The sequence below is a fragment of the Agaribacillus sp. DX54 genome, from assembly GCF_056858335.1.
Window position 1 is genome coordinate 59,627 of record NZ_JBXEQE010000031.1, and the last position, 21,749, is coordinate 81,375.

Annotated in this window: 8 protein-coding genes; 7 read left to right on the forward strand and 1 reads right to left on the reverse strand. The window is 45.1% G+C overall.

The window, feature by feature from the left end; genetic code table 11:
• Positions 1–21: 21 nt before the first annotated feature.
• Complete coding sequence (locus AC04NP_RS24460) at positions 22–1,314, reverse strand: sterol desaturase family protein (RefSeq protein ID WP_482862645.1); 1,293 nt, start codon at positions 1,312–1,314, stop codon at positions 22–24.
• A 187-nt stretch (positions 1,315–1,501) separates the two neighbouring features.
• Between AC04NP_RS24460 and AC04NP_RS24465 the strand changes: the two genes are divergently transcribed.
• The 7 genes from AC04NP_RS24465 to AC04NP_RS24495 all read left to right on the forward strand — a co-directional run.
• Complete coding sequence (locus tag AC04NP_RS24465; RefSeq protein ID WP_482862646.1) at positions 1,502–2,704, forward strand: winged helix-turn-helix domain-containing protein; 1,203 nt, start codon at positions 1,502–1,504, stop codon at positions 2,702–2,704.
• A gap of 168 nt (positions 2,705–2,872) precedes the next feature.
• Entirely contained in the window at positions 2,873–3,277 is a 405-nt protein-coding gene (locus AC04NP_RS24470; RefSeq protein ID WP_482862647.1) for a hypothetical protein, read from the forward strand.
• A 246-nt stretch (positions 3,278–3,523) separates the two neighbouring features.
• Positions 3,524–4,420 carry a PhzF family phenazine biosynthesis isomerase gene (locus AC04NP_RS24475; protein WP_482862648.1) on the forward strand — a complete coding sequence of 299 codons (897 nt, stop codon included), beginning with the start codon at positions 3,524–3,526 and terminating at the stop codon, positions 4,418–4,420.
• 498 nt (positions 4,421–4,918) lie between these two features.
• Positions 4,919–6,613, forward strand: a complete 1,695-nt coding sequence (locus AC04NP_RS24480) for a hypothetical protein (protein WP_482862649.1) — start codon at positions 4,919–4,921, stop codon at positions 6,611–6,613.
• Positions 6,614–7,094: 481 nt separating this feature from the next.
• Positions 7,095–7,484 carry a hypothetical protein gene (locus AC04NP_RS24485; RefSeq protein WP_482862650.1) on the forward strand — a complete coding sequence of 130 codons (390 nt, stop codon included), beginning with the start codon at positions 7,095–7,097 and terminating at the stop codon, positions 7,482–7,484.
• The gene (locus tag AC04NP_RS24490; protein WP_482862651.1) at positions 7,462–10,878 is read left to right on the forward strand and encodes an RHS repeat domain-containing protein; all 3,417 of its coding nucleotides are present in this window, start codon (positions 7,462–7,464) and stop codon (positions 10,876–10,878) included. Before AC04NP_RS24485 ends, AC04NP_RS24490 begins: the two co-directional genes overlap by 23 nt.
• A 43-nt stretch (positions 10,879–10,921) precedes the next feature.
• Positions 10,922–21,749, forward strand: a 10,828-nt coding sequence (locus AC04NP_RS24495) for a leucine-rich repeat domain-containing protein (protein ID WP_482862652.1), incomplete at its 3' end; no start/stop codon positions are given.

Here is a 21,749-nt window from a genome sequence, read left to right on the forward strand (position 1 = left end):
TAAAAGTTTAGCGACTCGATTTCAGATCTCATTTATTTGAGAAACCTTCATTCTCACCCCAACTTTACCCGACCTGATCTCAAACCATACAAAAGCACAAGAAATCACCAAAGCAATCACAAAATATGCCATTACCATGACTGTACCATACGGCACAACCGAATCCAGTAAAAACCACCCACCCTGATAAAAGATTAAAAACAGCCCTGTTATGGCTTTGATGAGTTCTACCCACCAGGCGTGGATGCTACGGTCCATTAATGTGCTGTAAGAGAATATGCAAAAAATCAGAAAAAGCCCGTAAATCAATACCCCGGGAAAACCTATCGCCGCAAAGTTGTTGAACAGGTACATCATCAGGGTGAAAGTAGCCAAAAACTGGATCCATGACCAGATGTGCAGCCATTTGGAGGATTTGGGATTGTATTTTTCGTAGGCGTAAACATCTACGATACTTTCCAGGGGATATTTTTCCTGTACGTCAGGGGGTCTCCAACCGGTGGGCATGAACCATATCTTGAGTTTGGCGGCCAGGGAGTCGGTGTGCCAGGCATCTTTCATCAACTGCCATAAATGATAAAAATTGATAATGACCGGATTCCAGGTTCTGCCGGGCCTCTTTACGCCGTAAACCGGTGGCACTTCATCGAGCTCTTCCTGAAAAGTGCCGAACAGTTTATCCCAGATGATAAACACCTGTGAAAGATTCTTGTCGAGGTAAATGTCGTTGATGGCATGATGCACCCGGTGGTGGGAGGGGGTCACAATGATTTTTTCCAGGAAGCCCATTTTGCCGATCAGGCGTGTATGATACCAGTATTGTGCGAACAAGTGGAGAGGGGCCAGCACCGCCACTACCTCTGCCGGAATGCCCATTAAGGCGGTAGGGATCATTAAAAAGGCAAAAATGGTGAAAAAATTGGAGATGGATTGGCGCAAAGCACAGGCCAGATTGAATTCTTCGCTGCTATGGTGAATGATGTGGTGATTCCAGAAATAATTGACTTGGTGGGCCAGCCGGTGATTCCAGTAACCGGCAAAATCAAGTCCGAGAAACGCCAGTACATAGACGAGCCAGGTAGCTTCAATATGGAACAAGGCAAGATGTTCAACCATCCATTCGTATGAGACAATAACAAAGGTAAGCCCAAGTACATCCTTGATGGCATTGGTAAGCCCTGAACCTAAGCTGGAAAGCGTATCCATGCTGTGGATTACCTTTTTTCCTTTCAGCCATGCAGCGATTCTTTCGATCACAAGCAGCGACATAAAAAAAGGAATGGCATAATTTAATACCTCAGCGTATCTTTCCATGGAGTATAAAACTTTGATTTATGACAACATAAATATAACACAAAAAAATTGTTATGCATGCAGCGTATATAGTTAATTTCGTTTCAAAGCTATATCTGCCGGTTTTTGATGGTATTTTAGGCATCTAAGTTTTAACAATAGCTATATTTGTTTAATTTTAGCCGGGCTGTAACTTACTTTTAAATCTATGGAAATTACTCTTTTTGAGGCTCGCAAACTGATTTTAGCCAGCCAGGGGCTGCTTAACAAAAAACCTTTTGGCAAGGGCAAGAGGGCTGTGCTCAAGGTGCTGGATCGCCTGGGTTATGTGCAAATAGATGCTATTTCAGTAATTGAGCGGGCACACCATCATACTTTGTGGAACCGGGCAGGTAATTACAAGCCCGGGTTATTGTATGCTATGTTGGGTAGGGATCGCACGGTTTTGGAGTACTGGAGCCATGCGGCAGCTTTTTTACCGATGAAACATTACCGTTTTTGCCTTCATACCATGCATCACATAAAATCCGCCGGCCATCATTGGTATGCTGTAGATACTCAAGTGAAAACCTATGTCTATGACCGGATTGTAGGTGAAGGCGCATTGTATGCCAGGGATTTTGGTGGTAATGGAAAATTATCCGGTAAGATGTGGGATTTGAAACCGGCAAAACAAGCCCTGCACGAGCTGTTTATGGAAGGGAAGTTGCTGGTCAGTGCCCGTGATAACTTCCATCGCAGGTATGACCTCCCCGAGAGGGTTTTACCTTCCGGTATCGATACCTCCCTGCCTGCACCGAGAGAGCAGGCAGCGTATTACCTGTTATCTGCCATCAAAGCGCAAGGTCTGGTTTCACTCGGTGCTATTCATTATCTGCGCAATTGGATTAAACCCCTGATCCAACGGTACTTGCCGGAATTCATTGAGGAAGGTAAAATATTGCAAGTAACTATTCACAAAGCTTCGGGCAAAGTGTTTTACACCACTCCTGATCGAATTGAGCAAATGCCAAAGCGTGTGAATAAAGCGGTATACCTGCTCTCTCCCTTCGATAATGCCATCATCCAGCGGAAAAGACTGGCTTACTTTTTTAACTTTGATTACCAGACCGAAATATACCTGCCTGCCCACAAAAGGGTTTACGGCTACTTTGCCCTGCCAATTTTGTGGGGCACCGAATTTATCGGCCGGCTGGACCCCAAGGCCGTGCGAAAAACCGGTGTTTTGATCATTAACAACCTGCAAATTGAGCCACGTGTCAGGATCAATGACCAGTTGCTTTGGGCTTTGAAAAATGCATTGCATGATTTTGCCTTATTCAATGGCTGCGAAAGCTTTCAAATATCAAAAAGTGAGCCCGCTTTTCTCACAGCGTGGTTAAGTAAGCCATCGGATATTGGGGCACCCTGATAAAAACAGCCCGGGATTAAATGTACTTGAACGGGAGACCATTATCTGAACCCGCAATTGTCGTACATCCTACATTTCAGTTGAAATCAACGTATTGGTTTTTCACTTGTCGAGGTAATTCCTTTATTTACAATATTATTATCGGAGGTTAAAGGATTCGAAGCAATCATGGGGCAGAAAAGGTCAAACGACAAGATTTTAAATGAGATAAAGCAATTAAAAGAAGAACTGAAATTGTTGAAAAATCTGCTGCCATCAAAATCAGATTTGGCGAAGGCAAAGGGAGCGTCAGAAACAAGGCCTGAATTAATTGGAAACCAGCCCAATCCTTTTGATCAATTCACCATCATTCAATATTTTGTTCCTGAAACAGGCCATCAGCGTATTTCATTGTTTATTGTGGATGAAAAGGGTGATCAGCGGATGTTTTGGGATCATCTGAAAGAAGGAAAACAGAAACTGCTCCTCAAAGATCATGCCCTGCGCCCCGGTATTTATTTCTGCAGTTTAGTGGTGGAAGGAAATATTGTAGAAACCCGCAAAATGGAGGTAACACGCCAAACCACGCGTTAAGATAATAAAATTAATAACCTTTTTCATTAAAAAAATGAATAGAGATCATGAAAACTATTCATTTTTAACCCGGCAATTAATTGATTTTATTTGCCATGTGGTATTTTTTTTCAGAGATTTAAATAGAAAATCCCGAATTCGAAATAGTCTTTTTCTTTTTAAGATCCGTATGAATACATGATCAAACAGAGCAACAAACTATCACCACCGGATTAAACGTGACAATTTACACCAAAGACCAAAAGTATGAAAGTTGATTTTTATCAGGTAGATGTTTTCACTATTGCCTTGTTTAAAGGGAATCCGGCTGGTGTGGTGCTTAATGCCGATGGATTGACAGAGACCGAAATGCAGGCAATCTCCCGGGAGGTAAACAACTCGGAAACAGCATTTGTATTTAAACCCGATGATGAAAGCCATGACCTCCGGCTCCGATACTTCACCCCCAATGTAGAAGTGCCGGGGTGCGGTCACGCAACCCTGGCGGCCTGTTATGTCTGGGCCAGGCGTCAGGGATTCAAAAAACGTGACATCAAGGTTAAACTTTCCGGCGGGATTTTGCCGGTTGAACTGGTAGGCAATAGTATAAACAGAAGAATTTTCTTAACCCAATCCCCCCCTAAATTTGAGCATACCCTCGTCGGAAACAGGAAAGCAAAGGTGTTGAATGCATTCCGGCTGCAGGTTCAGGACCTGATGAAGGCCCCGGTGCAAATTGTAGATACCGGTGATCCTAAAATCCTTGTACCCCTTAAAGACAAGAACATTCTCAACAACCTGACACCGGATTTTGATAAATTAATCGAAATAAGTATTGAAACCGGGTGTAATGGCTTTCATGTTTTTAACCTGGATAGTCAAAATGGAACCATCAGAACGAATGCCAGAACTTTTGCCCCGGCTGTAGGTGTGAATGAGGCCCCGATTACCGGTAGCGGCAACGGACCATTAGGGGCCTATTTGGTGAGATATCAATTGGTGAATCATGATAACCGTTGTTTAGAGTTTGTCTCCAAGCAAGGTGAAGATATGAATCGGGGCGGTTTTGCCTACGTAACGGTAAAGATACAAAATGGAAACCCGGTATCTGTAAAAGTGGGAGGGGATCTGCGGGTGGTTTTTAATACCACCATCGAACTTTAGAAAACCAGGAGGTCAGGCAACTTCCCACTATCCCTATATTAGTTGGCTGCTTATGATCCTGATAGTCGATAGGCGTAATTCAAAAATCAGGATTATTAAATACAGCAAAACTAATTATTTACATAGAAAAGTTAACATTTATTTACATAATAACTTGCTGTAAATCAGAGACATATAAAAATAGTTATAGTTTTTAACAATTTTTTCACATAAAACACTTGCGCTATATTGTTTTGTCTACTAAATTAGTATGATCCTTGTAAGCAATTTAGCTAATCATTTCAATCCATATTGGCGATTGCTTCTGACAGTTCTTGTCAACCAAAGTAATACCATTTCTGAAAGAATGTGGTTTTTACAGACCATAAGGTATGATACCGGCTAACTTATGAAAGGTGTTTGCTGCCATATATAATATGCATCACGCTTTCAACAGCAGTTTAATTTTATAGATAACCTTTGCTGCATATCCCGGCCTTAGTTTAAGGTATGGTAAATATGTTATTAAAAGTTAAAAGATTGGGAAACGAAAAATCTATATTATCTTTCATTGTCATTTTGCCATTCATCTTTGGTTTGTTGCTGACCATACCATCACCTGCCTGGCAGGTGGTAGCTTTGGCAGACTCTACAATAAGGATAAACACTCAGCTTTTGACAGACAGCCTTCCCAATCTTCCGTCAACAGTCACGCTACATGACCTGAAAAACTCCATTGATAGTCTGCAATCCTGGCAATCCCGGCTAAGTAGCTATCTGTTGAATACTGATAGCCTTACTCCTGGCCAATTGCAGCAAGTAATAACGCTGAAGGCCAACGGTGATAGTTTGCTTAACAATTTGGAGACCAGGCAAAACCACGTTGAAACCAAAATAAACCAACTTGAAAATAAGGCGATAAATTTACAGGATTCTATCTACGAGGCCCTCCAACAGAAAATCGGACAACTTCGTGCCAGTGGTAAACTTACCCCGGAAGCAGACAGTCTGCGGCAAAAGCTGAACCATTTACAAATGACCAGGAGATTGAATCATGAAATGGGGCAATTAGAAATTCCGGATGAAGTGATTTCACAGGACCAGGTCGGTGAGATGGACCAGTTAATTAATCAATTAAAGCATGATAAGATATCATCAGAGTTTATTAGTGACATCGATCAAAAACTTTCCGGGCTAAAAGGCGCCTTACAACAAAAAGAACAGCTCGCTGCTGTAAATACGGAAATAGCTGCAATGAAATCGGCTTTTAAAGAAGATTTTGAACAGTTCAGTCAAAAAATTAATCCTGACTGGCTCAAAAGACAACAGGATCAACTGCAGCAGTGGCAGCAATATACCGACGGGATAAAGGACTATGGAAACGAGGTTGTTAATACGCCAAAAACACTTGAGCAACGGGCCAGAGAACTGGAAGAAATACAGGCTTTTGAAGGTCAGAAAAACGCCTTCAGTCCTTACCAACAGCAAATTGAAGAACTAGGTAAAGAAGATTATGTCAAAGAGCAGGCTATGCAAAAAGCCAAGACCATGGCCAGGGACCATTTTGCTGGTCAGCAGGAAAAACTCAAGGCTGCTCAAAGTAAGCTGACCAGGCTCAAGCAGCGTATGGGCAAATCAGGTGGGAGTGGCCTGAATGGGGAAAAACTCAAAAAACAAAACCCCATGAAGGACAAAACCCTGGGTGAGCGCCTGGTGCTGGGTGGCAATTTTCAGTTGCACCCCGGTGAGGAGGTCTCCCTGGACATCTCTCCGACTCTGGCTTACCGGTGGACCAAAATGCTCAGATTGGGACTGGGCGGCACCTATCGCACCACCTTCGACGAAAAAGAACGCTTCTTTTTGTCGGATGAAAACGAAGTGTTTGGCTATCGGGGTTTTGCTGAGCATGAGGTTTACAAAGGCTTTTTTGCCCATGTAGAATATGAAAGGCTGCAAAGCGGCAACAGGTCGGCACAAAAAAGTGCCATTGGAGATGAAAATGGCGATGCCTGGCAAAACAGTGCCCTGGCAGGCCTGGGTAAGAGCTACAAGATACGCAATAAAATTAAGGGCCATGTGATGTTGTTATACAACTTTCTCTACGATGAGCACAGTCTGTATGACAATCCCTGGAACGTGCGATTCGGGTTTGAACTAATGGAACAGGGTTCGAAAAAAAATAAAAGTGGAAAAATCGAAAAGCAAAAAGAATAAAAGCGGACAAGGAATAAATTAACAAGTTATGAAACCAACATAAAATCGATACAATGATGAAAACACAATCTTAACTGGCATCGGGATAACATGCTTTGGCCAATTAAAGCATCAGGTTCAGCGGTTATGACCGCCATTACCTATGCATAAGGTCACCGATCATGATTTTTCCCCGCCAGCCACCAACAGGAACATAGCGAACTAAGCAATCGCTTTAAAAGTGATTGCTATAAGACCGGAATGTGTTTCGGCAAAACGCTTGGATACGCGTGTTTCCAGAACATATATCCGGGCTGGGAATTTTTAAAACAAAAATTCCCAAACAGTCGAGGTATGCCCTGACACGGGCAGATAGGTTCACCACCTGCCTTCACTTCATGGATCAATCCATAGAAGAATAGAAAAAGTATATTCACACCGTTAGATTTGGACAATTTATCAGAAAGGAAAAAATAACGATAGAAAACAAAATACAAACGACATGAAAAAGATAATTATACTAGTTGCGATCGCGTGTCTGATAACAGGCCATCTTCACGCACAGCATATGTTGGCCGATAGCGCCTGGACTACTACAAGCACCGAACAAGTGATCAAGACCGGGCTCAACAGCGATCTCACCGACGGTGTTGAAAACATCACCATCAGCTACGATGCAGGCAATTTGGCTTTTACCAATCACAGTGACCCGCAAAAGTCATTTACCATAGGGGTGAAATATGATAAGACAGAGTTGGGGGTGGTGTATTTTGAGCCGGAGAGGGTGATTTATTCGAGGGTAACGGTGCAGTTGGAGCGTAAGGAGGTCGTAGTGGAGAAGGTGGATCAGTCGATGATTTGCTACGGGTATGTGGAGATTACAATTGATTAACCAATCATTTAAAGCATTTAAGATTTTTATTATGAAAAAGTATTTGATATTACTTATAGGGCTCATTGGAGTACAGTATTTGGTGAAAAGTCAAGATAACCCTCTTCATATCGAGATTGTTCCACCTTCTCCAAACGCTGCTTCTTTAGGAAAATACGGCGAGATACCGGTAAACTATTATACAGGCACCCCAAATATTAACATTCCCCTTTATGATATTCCTGCCGGTGAGTTTACGGTTCCAATTTCTATAAGCTACCACGCATCCGGAATAAAAGTTGAAGAAATGGCTTCTTGGGTAGGGCTTGGTTGGTCATTAAATGCTGGTGGAGTAATTACTAGGACAATGAGAGGTTTACCAGATGAAAGACGATTTTCAGGTATTTTAGAACACGGATACTCTGTTGATGATATCATAACAGCGAACAGTAACGATAAATTGAACTATTTTGATCAAATCACCAATAACCAATTGGATTTTGAGCCAGACATGTTTTACTTCAATTTCAATGGCCGTTCCGGAAGATTCTTCCTGGAGAAAGAAAATGAACAAATCATTGGTTATAGTATACCTTATCAAGATATATCAATTGTTTATAATTCTGATCAAACATGGACTATAATCGATGAAAAAGGTTTTAAATACACTTTTGGTGAAGGAAATGCACAAGACATAACCATCAATGATCGTCAGGGAACAAGGGTAAGCAGTATTTTGACATTTAATTCAGCATGGTATTTGACCAAAATTATTTCACCTAACAATGACTCGGTAATGTTTACTTATGAAAACTATACAATTAATTACTGTCAAAAGAGTTATGAAACAAGCTTTTTTTTAAACAGTAATGCTTCAGGAAGTGGTTGTTCTTCCGACAGGTCTCAAAAAAGTTACAGTGATGTTAGTGTTGAAGGTGCGAGAATCAAAAATATAGTATTTAATCAAGGTACCGTCAATTTTATAGTTGAAGATCAAGAGCGATTAGATATCATGGGTGATAGCGCACTTCATGCTATTGAGATACGTGATCTGAAGGGTGATTTAAAGAAACGCTTTGAGTTAAGCTATGAATATTTTACGAGTTTTGGGGCTCTCTCAAACGACTATTGTTTGGGTAACCAGGACTCTAGAAAATATCGTCTGAAACTAACAGGTGTTCAAGAAAAGATTGACAGCAATAATCTTAAACCACCCTATTCCTTTATCTACAACAGCAAGAATCTACCTGAAAGATTGTCTAATGCCCAAGACCACTGGGGGTTTTACAATGGCAAGGTCAACAATTCAAGCCTGGTACCTAAATACCTCTATTTGAATCCAAATATGGGTAGTCAAATCACCTTGCCCGGTGCTAATAGAATGGCCAGTGATGGTCACATGCAAGCTGCAATTATAGAACAAATAAAATACCCTACCGGAGGAACCACAGATTTTGAATTTGAGCCACATCAGGCACTTGTTCCCGCAACATTTCTTTGGCAAACTGAACAAACAGTAGATGGTGACTCTCTTTATGCGAATGTTAGAGCAGCCGATGCAGCTGATACAAGGGTAGTTTTCGCTGACTTCACCATCGATGCACCTCCGGAGTTGGTTCAGCCAGGTAGGGTTCCTGGACTTATGATGGAAATTACAATCAGCGGTTTGCAAGGGTGCAATTTTGGAGATCGTAGTGGGCCTAGTGCATGTGGGATTTTTATTGATATTTTTAAGGAAAATGGGGAAATAGCTTGGTCCGCAGGACGAGAAATTGGATCTACTTATATAACAAACCAATTTTTAGAGAATGGTAATTACCAATTGACATTGGAGATATTTGATGGTTTAAACCCATTGGCAAATCATTTTGTCGTAAATGTGAGCGGACCAAAAAGTATCCCAGTTTTTAGCGGGTCAAATTCACATTTAACAAAAAGGAACATAACCGTCGGAGGTTTAAGAATTCATAGGATTACATCACAAGATCCTGGATCTTTGCCCACAATTACCCGGTTTACTTACAAGGACAAATCCGACCCGGAAAAATCAAGTGGGGTAGTGATTACCGAGCCAGTCTATGGATATGACTATCGCAGTGCGGTCAATTGCTATGATTTCGTAAGAACGGCACGAAGCAATGTAATACTTGGGACAACCCAAGGAGGACATGTTGGATATGAACAGGTACAAGTTTACTATGGTGAAAACGGAGAAAGCGGTAAAAGTAGCTTCCAATATACTACTGCAAATGAATATCCGGATAGGATTCGTCCAACATTTCCATTTCCTCCTGCTGAGAGTTTTGATTGGAAGCGCGGGCTACTAGTGAACCAGATAGACTTAAAAAAATCTGCTGGTGACTATGAAAGAATACGCAAGGTAATTAATGACTATGAAATTAAAAATGTTAACACGTGGAATAAGAGAAAAAGGGGATTAAAAGTAGGATGTCAAATATCTTCTCGTGGTGGTTGTACGGATATGGTTTTTGAAGAATATGGAGTGTCCACGGGATGGCACTATTTGGACAAAGTATATGATGTAAGATATGATCAGAACAATACAACTGATAGTATTTTTACAGAAAGGCAGTTTTTTTATGACAGAAGGGAGTTTCATGTTATGCCTACCTCTGAAACCAAATCGACTAGTCATGGACAAACCGTTGAAACCCGCTTCAAATACCCTCTTGATTATGAATTTGCGGGAGTAGCAGTCGATTCAATGGTGAAACGCCATATTTTGGCTCCTGTAATTGAGGAATCAAAGTGGGTTGATGGGGAATTAGTTTCCGGGGTGGCAACAGAATACAAAATTGAAGATAAAATAGTTGTACCTGAAAATGTTTATTTAATCGAAACTAGTGGCGGTTTAACAGGATTAAATGAATCGACGAATGGTGAAAACTTCGACATTAATTATAAAGAAAGAGCAAACTATCTATACGATAAAAATGGCAACCTGATTCAAATAAGAGAAACCAACAATATGCCCACCAGCTATGTTTGGGGTTATAACAACACATTTCCTGTTGCGCAAGCTATTGGTGTGGAAGTAGCATTACTGGAAAGTTCAGTGGCTGATGCTGTTAATAGTTTGGCTACGTACTCAAATGGTTTAGACGATTTGGAAATTTTGTTAGCAGATATTAATGGGTTAGATACCGAAAATAAAAGAAATAACTGGCGTAATTTTAATTTAGCCCTTAATAGTTCACTAGAAGAGGGCCAAATTACCACCTACACCTACGACCCCCTGGTTGGCATAACTTCCCAGACCGATCCCAATGGTATAACCACCTATTACGAATATGATGCCCTAGGCCGCCTGCAACACATCCGGGACCATGAAGACAACATTGTGCAGCATTATGAATACCGTTATCACAGCGAAGCACAGGGAGGAGGGCAGTAACGTGGAGAAGAACTATCTGAATAATATCAAAAATAATTGGGTTATGAAAAAAGTTAAAGATTTATTCATAAACAGATGGGCTTATCTGATAGGAATATGCCTTCAGCTCAGTTTCTCTACTTGCTATGCGCAGGGAGAAGGTTTGGTGCCAGATGCAGTAGAACATGCGGCATTGGTTGATCTATACAATAACCTGGATGGACCCAATTGGACTAATAAGACGAATTGGTTGCAGGGAACTACCAACACTGATTTTGAAAATTGGTGGGGAGTAAGTACATCCAATGGTGATGTGACTGGTATAAGTTTGCCACTCAATAACTTAATGGGAAGCATCCCATCAACAATGGGCAACCTTACCGCGTTAGTCAACCTCAATTTACACACAAATCAAATCACAGGAACAATACCGACTGAAGTGGGGGATTTGATTAACCTTTCTGCCCTGCATTTGCATAATAACCAACTCATCGGTAATATTCCAACCTCCTTAGGTAACCTATCTAATTTGACTGTATTAGAACTTAATTTTAATAGCTTAAGTGGAGATATTCCTGCCAGTTTGGGTAATCTGAACAATTTAGAACGACTTTATCTGTACAGCAATCAACTGACAGGTAGTATTCCTGCTACGCTTGGAAACCTGGTTAACTTAAAGCATCTAATTGTTTCTTCTAATCAACTATCCGGTAGTATTCCGGCGACCTTAGGGAATCTTACCAACCTTGTTAACTTAAATTTACGGAGCAACCAGTTAACGGGAAATATCCCTACAGAATTGGGGGGATTGAGCAATTTGTCTACCATGTATTTATTCCATAATCGACTTTCCGGGGACATTCCATCTTCACTAAGTAACCTGTCAAATTTAACTATACTAGACTTACATTATAATAATCTTAGTGGAAGTATACCCTCTAACTTAGGTAACTTAAATAATTTGCGGGGACTTTACCTATACAATAATCAATTGACGGGGGCTATTCCTTCCTCACTCGGAAACCTGATTAACCTAAAGCACCTGATAGCTTCCACCAATCAACTATCAGGTAGCATTCCTTCATCTTTAGGTAACCTCGTTAACCTGATTTCCTTAAACCTTCATACTAACCAACTAACAGGAAGCATTCCTGTGGAATTGGGCAATCTGGCCAATCTTTCTACGCTATATTTGTATACAAATCAATTAAGCGGATCAATACCAAGCTCTTTGGGTAATTTGACCGGATTGATCTATCTTCATTTAAACAGTAATGCGCTAAGCGGTACTATACCTTCATCTATAGGAAACTTAAGTAATTTAATTCGCCTCAGGCTTTCCTGGAATAACCTTTCGGGTGAAATCCCCGCGTCTATAGGAAACCTGGCGAATCTCAAAGAATTGCTTTTATTTAATAATCAGCTTGGTGGATCAATACCATCAACAGTGGGGCAGCTATCCAATTTGGGGATATTGCATTTGCAGAAAAATTCTTTAGCGGGCAACATTCCGGATGAAATTGGTAACATGAACTCATTGTATTCTTTGTATTTGACTAGTAATAATCTATCCGGAACCATTCCAAATGCAATTGGCAACCTAACCGGATTACAATTTCTTCACCTCGATGATAATTCCTTTGGTGGTACTATCCCCAATTCCATCGGAAACCTAAATAATTTGCGGCGTTTGAGGCTGCATTTTAACAATTTATCTGGAGAAATACCTGAATCGATAGGTAATCTGACCAGTCTGCAAGAATTGCTTTTATATAATAACCAGCTTATTGGGTCTTTACCACCAACAATAGGCCGACTGTCAAATTTAGGGGTATTGCATTTGCAGACAAATTCTTTAACAGGCGGTATTCCATATGAAATTGGTAACTTGAATTTGCTGTATTCTTTGAATTTAAGTGGGAACCAACTGTCTGGAGCCATTCCGAATACAATCGGTAACTTATCTGAATTATTGTATCTTTATCTTGAAAATAATTTGTTAACTGGTAATATTCCCGCATCTATAGGAAACCTGAATAGTTTGATTTTCCTCCGGCTCCAATTCAATAACTTATCCGGTGAAATACCAGTGTCCGCAAGTAATCTAACCAATCTAACTCAATTGTTTTTGTATAATAACAATTTCGCTTCCTTTCCAAGCTTTGCAGGTAATACAAATGCTTCAAATCTGACTGTTAACATTAAAAACAATAAAATCGTATTTGAAGGTCTTGAAAGTAATTTTACAGCAGTGGATCAGCCCATTTTTGGTGCATTGATTTATGCCCCGCAAAGTACTGTTGGCACCTCTCAAACGATCGGTTTTCAAATTGGTAATCCGGTTACTTTAACCTTCCAAAGCATCGCTGTTAATAACCAATATCAGTGGCAAAAATTTAACGGAACCATTTGGCAGGATGTGTTTGGTGCAACTACCAATAATTATACCATAGCCAACACAACCGCAGGAGATATCGGTACGCAGTATCGTTGTAAGATCACCAATACCCTGGCCACGCAACTGACATTGTATACTGAATCCTACACCTTGGCGGAAGCGTTACCACCCATACCGAATCAGGCCTTGAACTACATCATCTCCAACACCATTACCGAAAAAGGTGTCACCGAAGACAATGCTATCAACAACCTCGCCGTAGAACAACTGGACAGGACCGTGGACTACTTCGACGGCCTGGGCCGCCCTATCCAGTCGGTTATCGTTCAGGGCTCACCCCGTAAAAATGATGTGGTGCAGCACCGCGAGTATGATGCATTTGGCAGGGAGAACAAGGAGTATTTACCATACACAGCATATATGCATGAAGGTAACATCAAAAATAATGGTTCTTTTAAGGAAGACCCGCTGGGTGACTTATATACCTTTTACTATCCTGGCAATAACAGTGATCCTGTTAAAGATGTTGCCCGGGAATTCCATAAATATGCCCTAAAAGTTTTTGAACCCTCGCCCTTAAATCGTCTCATAGAGCAGGGTGCTGTGGGCAACCCCTGGCAGCCTAATCTTTTCACTGGTAAAGGCAAGACCCTCAAATTCCGCTATCATACCAACATCGCCAATCAGGTGCGGCTGTGGGAGTTAACAGCAGGCAAGCTACCCACGAGCACCACGCACTATGCCCCTAACGAATTGATGCTCAATGAAACCGAGGACGAACATGGTGCTGAGACCCATGAGTTCGTCGACAAGCTGGGCAGGACGGTGCTGAAAGAAGTAGAAAACGTGATCAGCAATACCCAGGTAGAATGGCTGCAGACCTACTATGTCTATGATGAGTTCAACAACCTGCGTTATGTTTTCCCTCCCAAAGCTACCAGGCTGTTGGGTGATGGCAACTTTACCCCATCCGGTCCTGATGATCCCATTTTGAAAAACCTGGTCTTCCAGTACCACTATGATGGCAGGCAACGCATGATTATGAAAAAGGTGCCTGGCGCTGAGCCGGTGTACATGGTCTACGATCAGTTTGACAGGCTGGTGTTTACCCAGGATGGCAACCAGTTTCAAGACAGCGAGTGGAGCTTTACCAAATATGACCCCCTGAACCGGCCAGTGCTGACCGGCACCATGACCCTGGCCAATAGCTGGGGCACAGACAGGATGGCCTACCGAGATGGTGTGGAGGCTGGACTGGATACTTACTACACCAACCACTTACCCAATGATGCCAACTACCGTTATGAGTCCTACAGCGCTTCTGATACCTGGGGTTACACCGACCGCAGCTACCCGCCACTGACCTTGGGCGCCCATGAGATCCTGACCGTTACCTTCTATGATAACTATGACTTTATCGCTGATGGCCGGTTGGGGACCACAACGGTGAATTATGGCTTTGAACCTGAATTGGGGTTGTTGAACATGGGTACTTTTACCAGGGTCAAAGGCCAGGTGACCGGCTCCCGCACCCAGGTGTTGGGAGAAAATAAATACTTAAATACAGTCATCTACTACGATGAGCGCTACCGGGTGGTCCAGACGGTCACAGACAATTACACCGGCGGCTTTGACAGGGTGACTACTGAATACGACTTCGCAGGACGGGCGCTGCGCACGCAGCAGACCCACCGGCGGGGTACGGGCAGCTTTGAGGACCTGGTGGTGAACCAAAGCTTTACCTATGACCATGCCAGCCGGCTATTGAATACTTACCACCGTATCAATAGCCAGGACTCGGTCCTTCTGACCGCCAACCGCTACAATGAAATCGGTGAGCTGGTGGAGAAAAACCTGCACAGCGCGCTGATGACCAATCCACAATTCAAACAGTCGGTGGACTACCGCTATAACATCCGGGGATGGCTGACCAGGATCAATAACAGTGCGCTGACAACGGGCGGCATCAATACCGGGGACCAGGCGCCGGATTATTTCGGCATGGCGCTGTATTATAACCTGAAAGTCCCCGGTTTAAACTATGACATGACCGGCACCGGGCAGGATCCCATGAACAGCCCTTTGCCCTATTTTGAGCAGCTATTGCAGGGACTGCCGTTAAAGCCGGTTATTTCCTACCAACTACCGGATATTTTTAACCGAAATCCTGCTGCTTTCAAACACCCGGTACCTGCGAAAATACAAAATGGCCATAAGGCTGGCTGGGGCCATAAGTTTGGCGTAGATTACCGGGGGGTAAATTCCGGGAAGGTCAACCCAGGAAAGATCAAGGCTAAAATGGCCAAAGACAAAAAACCCGGCATTGGCTTCTACAGCCCGCGGCAGTTGCCGGATAAAACCGGCAGGGTGTCGCATCATAACTGCAGCAGCCAGCAAAGTACTTCTCCGGTAGCCGTAGCCTCTGGCGAAGGACTCAGCACTTCACCTGTTATCTGCTTACAAGAACAGAATGTTTCATCCGGTGATGATGATGAGTCCGAAAGTTGGGCAGTACACCTCACCCCTGAAGTATTCCTGGATGTTGACCCCGCTACGCTGACAGCCTCCCTGGACGGCACCATTTGGGTCACCGGGGATTTTATCACCGGGGTGGCCTCAAAAGATAAGCCTTTGGGAAAGAAGGCTGGGAAGAACACATCCCTTCTCAGTGAGGAACTGTGGCTGGAGGCTGAGTGTGGCACAAGGGGTCCGAACTGGACCATGGCCAGTGATGCCTCGGCCTCTAACAACAACTACATGGTCATGCAGACAGGTACCGCCCAACTGACCACCCCGCCTTCCGCAGTCGCCGACCATTTAAGTTATACTTTCGACATCACCACTGCCGGAGATTATAAAGTCTGGGGCAGGGCTTTTACCACTAGTGCCAACGACGACTCGTTTTGGGTAAGGATGGATGGTGCAAGCTGGATCAAGTGGAATGCCATCCCTACCGGTAGCTGGTTGTGGGATGATGTCCATGACTCAGATAACTCGGGGGTGGCAGTCACTTTCAACCTCACCGCAGGCAGCCACACCCTGGATATTGCCTTCCGGGAGCCAGGGGCTAAAATTGATAAACTGTATATTTCTTCTACCGGGGTAGCCCCCACAGATACAGGCCAAGCAGCCACTAACTGTGTGGCCACTGCTCCGCCGGCTGACCCCACAGGGCTTGTCACCCTCCGCACTTCATTCGACTACATCACCTTTAGCTGGGATGCCAATGCACAGATTGTGGATGACTACGCCGTTGAAAGGTCTGAAGATAACATCAATTTCACCGCAGTGGGCACTGTCGCAGGAAATGCCCTTTCCTTCCAGGACCATACCGTACAGGCAGGCACCGGCTATTACTACCGCATCAAAGCCAACAACAGCCTGGGCAACTCAGGCTTTTCAACCTCCCTGAATGCATCATCCCTAGCTGACCCCGGGATCATTAAAGACCAGTTGCTCCTCTACCTGGACGCCCGCAACCCTGCCAGCTACCCCGGGTCGGGCAATACCTGGTATGATTTAAGCACTGGCGCCAACGATGCCACCCTCAACGCCTATTCTTTTGATGGCACCGATTTGAGTTTTACCTACAACGGCACCCAGTTGATCACTGGCGAAAACCTGCCCATTGCCCAAAACCAGGCTTTCAGTGTAGGCTTTTGGATCAACCCATCGGACAACTCAAGGCCTAATATGGTGCGGAGCAGCTTTAATGTGGGAGCATTCATTTTCGGGGTGCGCAGTGGTTTTCCAGGTTCCATTCAGGCAGGTATCGACAACCTCGATGAGAATGCCATGATCGCCCGGACAGATTTGCCGGCAGGACTGCTGGCCAATAACCAGGACCAGTATTTTGTATACACCTATGAAAACAACATCGCCTCGCTGTATAAGAACGGACAACACTTCATCAGCAAAGACACCGGCCCGATGACGGCGGCATGGGGCAAGTTTATCCTAAGTTATGCCCTGGGCCGGTTTAATGTTGCCCAGGTCTACGGGCGGGCCCTGACAGCGGATGAGGTGTGGCACAACTATTACATGGGTTATGGTCATACAAGCAGCACGGTAACTGTGCCCGCCACCTCTACGGATGTTGTGGCCACGGCTTTATCGGTCAGCCAGGTATCCCTTACCTGGAGCGATGTAGCCACCGATGAGGTGTACTACCTGGTGGAGCGGTCAACGGACGGGACCAACTTCACCCCGTTGAAATACCTGCCGGCCGGTGCCACTGCCCATGAAGATGTGGGCCTGAATGCAGCCACCGCTTACACCTACCGGGTGACAGCCGTAAATGCGGCGGGTAGTTCTGCCCCTTCAGCGAACCAAACCGCTACCACTGATCCACTGCCGGTGATCAACATTGTCAGCGATGGCCTGGAGTTGTACCTGGATGCAGGTCATGTGTCCAGCTACAATGGAGCAGGCACAGGCACGGTGTGGAATGATATCAGCGGCAAGAACCACCATGCCACCCTGGATGAAGGAGTTGCTGTTTTATCCGGGCACCTGCGTTTTAACAACCGGGGATTCTCAGCACCGGTACCTGCCTTGACAGCAGGCATAACCAACTTTTCAGTGGGCTTCTGGATGCGGCCTACCCAGGCAGGGTATCGCAACAACAACCTGCAGGCGAGCGGCGCTGAATTTGGTAACGGGGCCTTTTTCAGCCGCAATGATGCGGTCAATTTCAGGTATGTGACGGGGGTGACCGCCACCAACATGTTTGACAGTTACAGTGTCTACATTTTGGATGAATGGGCCTATTTTGTGTTTACCTATGATAACGGTACTGCTCGCATGTATAAAAACGGGGTGGAGTTCAGTAACAGCCCGAAGGTGCAGGACCCGGTAACGGTAGACTTTGAAAACCTGATGTTGAAACAGGGGTATGGTGATTTTGACCTGTTACAGGTGTATTCCAAAACACTGACTGCCCAGGAGGTTTTTCAGAACTATGAAATCCACAAAAACCGCTACTTTGTGCCCACCCAGGTACCTGCAGCACCCACAGACCTGGCTGTCAATACCCTCGGATCCTATGAAATCAAAATCACCTGGACAGACAATGCAGACAACGAGGACAAATTTGTCGTTGAGATGGCTAGTGATATCAACGGCCCTTTTACGGTGCTCGACGAGGTGATTGTCAATGTCAATAACTATACCCATGATAACCTGACCCCCAACCAGATAGTTTACTTCCGGGTGAAGGCAGAGAACAGTCTGGGCAGTTCAGGTTACAGTAATGTACTTACGGCCAAAACTTTATCTACCAAGGTCACCCCACCTTTGCCGCCCACAGGCCTGAGTGCCAGTGTGCAGTCCTACAACAGGATCAGGCTGAACTGGAACGATGTGGCCAACCATGAGGATGAATACCAGGTAGAAAGTTCCACGGATGGCACTAACTACAGTGTTTTAGCTGTCTTGCCGTTTAATACCAGCTCCTATGAGGACACAGGCCTTGAACCCAACACCACCTATCACTACCGGGTAGCAGCACTTAATTCCAGGGGAAGTTCGGGGTACAGCAACACGGTCAGTGGCATCACCACCTCTTTGCCGGATTTCTCCGTGGTCACCAGCGGCCTGGAATTGTACCTGGATGCGACTCTGACGATGAGTTATGACGGCAGTGGCCCTGACTGGTATGATTTGAGCGGCAAGGGCAATGATGCCACCCTGGATGCGGGTGTGGTCAAACAAAACGGCAGGTTGCACTTTACCGATCAGGGTTTTGAGGCGCCACTGCCGGGACTGCCGGCGGGCACCACCCACTTTTCAGTAGGCTTCTGGCTGCGGCCTGATGCACAGGGATATACCTACAACAATGTCAGTTCTGTCAACGCGGCCCATCTGGTAGGCGCCTACTATGCTACCAATGAAAGCGGGACCAGGATGGTGACCGGTGTGCTGGAGAACCGTTTCGGGCCTTACAATATTTATCAATTGGGTAAGTGGGTATACATCGTTTATACTTATGATAATGGTGTGGGCCGGTTGTACAGGAACAGCGCTTTGCGTGATGGTCCTGCCAACCAGGGGCCGGTGCAAGTAGATTTTCAGAAGATGATCTATACCAAGGGCCATGGGGACTTTGAAGTGCTGCAGGTGTATAACAGGACGCTGAGCGAGGCCGAGGTATTGCAGAACTACAATGCGGACAAAGACCGCTACCGCAGTACTGTAGCTATACCGGCGGTCCCTTCCGGGTTAGCGGCGAGTGTGGCTTCAAAATCACAGATTAACCTGGCCTGGACCGACAATGCGACTGATGAGGGGAATTATGTGGTAGAGTTTTCAACAGACGGTGGGGTGAGCTATCGGCCCCTGGTGAGTTTACCTTCTGCGGCGGCTGCCTATGAACATGCAGGTTTGTCTCCCGGGCAGACGGTTTACTACCGGGTGCAGGCCACCAACTCAACGGGTAATTCAGCTTACAGCAATGTAGTAAATGCGGCCACATTGCTGGAAGAACCTGCCGGGTTAAGTGGCACCCCGTACTTGTCTACCCGTATAGATTTGTCCTGGGTAGATAACGCTGAAAACGAAACGGGCTATCAGATAGAAAGAAAGGGGGTAACCGAAGGTACCTACACCCTGGTCCATACCACTGCGGCAGATGTGAGCACTTATAGTGATGCAGCCCTTCCTACTGAGACGACCTACAACTACCGGGTCAGGGCCGTAAACGGGGCCAACTATTCGGTATATACCCCTGAGATAACCGTGACCACCGGCCTTACCCCGCCGACAGGGCTTTCGGCCTCCGGCGTATCAGCCTTTGAGATGGACCTCACCTGGCAGGACAACACTTCGGCCGAGAGTGGTTATGTGTTGGAGCGGTCGCTGTCCAGCAGCAGCGGTTTCGAACAGGTGGCCAGCCTGGGGGCGAATGTGACTGCCTTCAGGGATGAAGGCCTGGTGCCTGAGACCACTTATTTCTACCGGCTGCAGGCTGTAGATGCCAAAGGTCATTCGGATTACAGTAATGTGGCCGGTGCTTCCACCTTGCCGCTGTTATTTTCCAATCCTGACCTGGCATACAAGGCTAAGCCTTATTACAACGGCAACATCTCAGCCATCACCTGGCAGACCTACAATTCCGGGCAAGAGCAGGGCTACACCTATACCTACGATCAGGTAAACCGTATCAAGAGCGCCAGCTATGTGTATGCTACCGGTACAAACACCTGGAACATGAATGAGGCAGGGTTCAGTGTGGGCAATATCATGTATGACCGGAATGGCAACATCCAAAGCCTGAAAAGGCAGGCAAAGAACCTGTATGGGGTCTATGTGCTGGATGATCTGGACTACAGCTATGAAGATGCGGAAGTGTCCAACCGCCTGCAGGCTGTCATAGATAGTTCAGGTGTAGGGGAGGGTTTTAAGGACGTCAATACTTCGGCTATTGATTACAGTTATGATGCCAACGGCAATTTGACCAGTGATGCCAACAAAGACATCGCTAGTATCGAATACAACCTCCTGAACCTGCCCAGACGGATTGTGTTTGCCGATGGTAATGAGATATTGTACACCTACGATGCGGCGGGTACTAAGCTCAGAAAGGAGGTACGGGAAGATGTGGATGGCACGGTGGTGAAGACCGTCACCGACTACACCTCTGGGGTGCAGTACACCATCAACGATTACCAGGGAGCGGGGGAGACCACCAGCCGTGACTTTGTGATGACGCCTGAGGGCAGGGCCACCACAGAGGACGCAGAGGCTGTGAGTACCGCCTATAATTACGAATATAACCTCACGGACCATTTAGGGAATGTCAGGGTGACCTTCACGACCAGGGAGGAGCAGCCCGATGAGTATGTGGCTACTTTTGAAACAAATGAGCAGCCGGTCGAAGCGCTGGATTTTCAGAACTATGGTGATGCTACGATTATCAGCAATACCTTGTATAATCATACCGCAGGCGTTGGATCGGATCAGTCTGTCAGGTTAAGTGGTGCGCCAGGTGAGATCATCGGGTTGGCTAAATCGTTAGCCGTAGTGCCGGGGGATGTGGTCCACATTGAGGCTTATGCCAAGTATTGGTCTCCGACTGCCAATGCTACCAACCTGGGTGGTATCTTAGGTGCTGTAGCTGATGCTTTCGGGGTAGCCAATCCGGCCACACCCGATGCCCAGGCGGCCTATAATGCGTTAAGTGATCTGTTTAGTATAGGCCCGTTTCTGGACGCTTCGGACTGGGAGGATCCGGCTGCTCCCAAGTCCTTTATCAACTATATTTTATTTGATCAGGGTTATGAGCCTTATTTCTATGAAATCGACCAGATCGATATTACTGCAAATGAAGATGGGACGGACATTCCCCATGATTACCTTACATTAACTGCAAATGTCACTAAACCTGGTTATATTTACATTTATCTGTCCAATGAGAATGATAAGTTGGTGGATACGTTCTTTGATGATTTTAAGATAACCCATACCAAGTCACCTATAATATCAGCGGATGACTATT

Bases quoted from the DNA above. Each gene is read 5' to 3' on its own strand.
- AC04NP_RS24460 (WP_482862645.1), bottom strand. From the start codon at position 1,314: ATGGAAAGATACGCTGAGGTATTAAATTATGCCATTCCTTTTTTTATG.
- AC04NP_RS24465 (WP_482862646.1), top strand. From the start codon at position 1,502: ATGGAAATTACTCTTTTTGAGGCTCGCAAACTGATTTTAGCCAGCCAG.
- AC04NP_RS24470 (WP_482862647.1), top strand. From the start codon at position 2,873: ATGGGGCAGAAAAGGTCAAACGACAAGATTTTAAATGAGATAAAGCAA.
- AC04NP_RS24475 (WP_482862648.1), top strand. From the start codon at position 3,524: ATGAAAGTTGATTTTTATCAGGTAGATGTTTTCACTATTGCCTTGTTT.
- AC04NP_RS24480 (WP_482862649.1), top strand. From the start codon at position 4,919: ATGTTATTAAAAGTTAAAAGATTGGGAAACGAAAAATCTATATTATCT.
- AC04NP_RS24485 (WP_482862650.1), top strand. From the start codon at position 7,095: ATGAAAAAGATAATTATACTAGTTGCGATCGCGTGTCTGATAACAGGC.
- AC04NP_RS24490 (WP_482862651.1), top strand. From the start codon at position 7,462: ATGTGGAGATTACAATTGATTAACCAATCATTTAAAGCATTTAAGATT.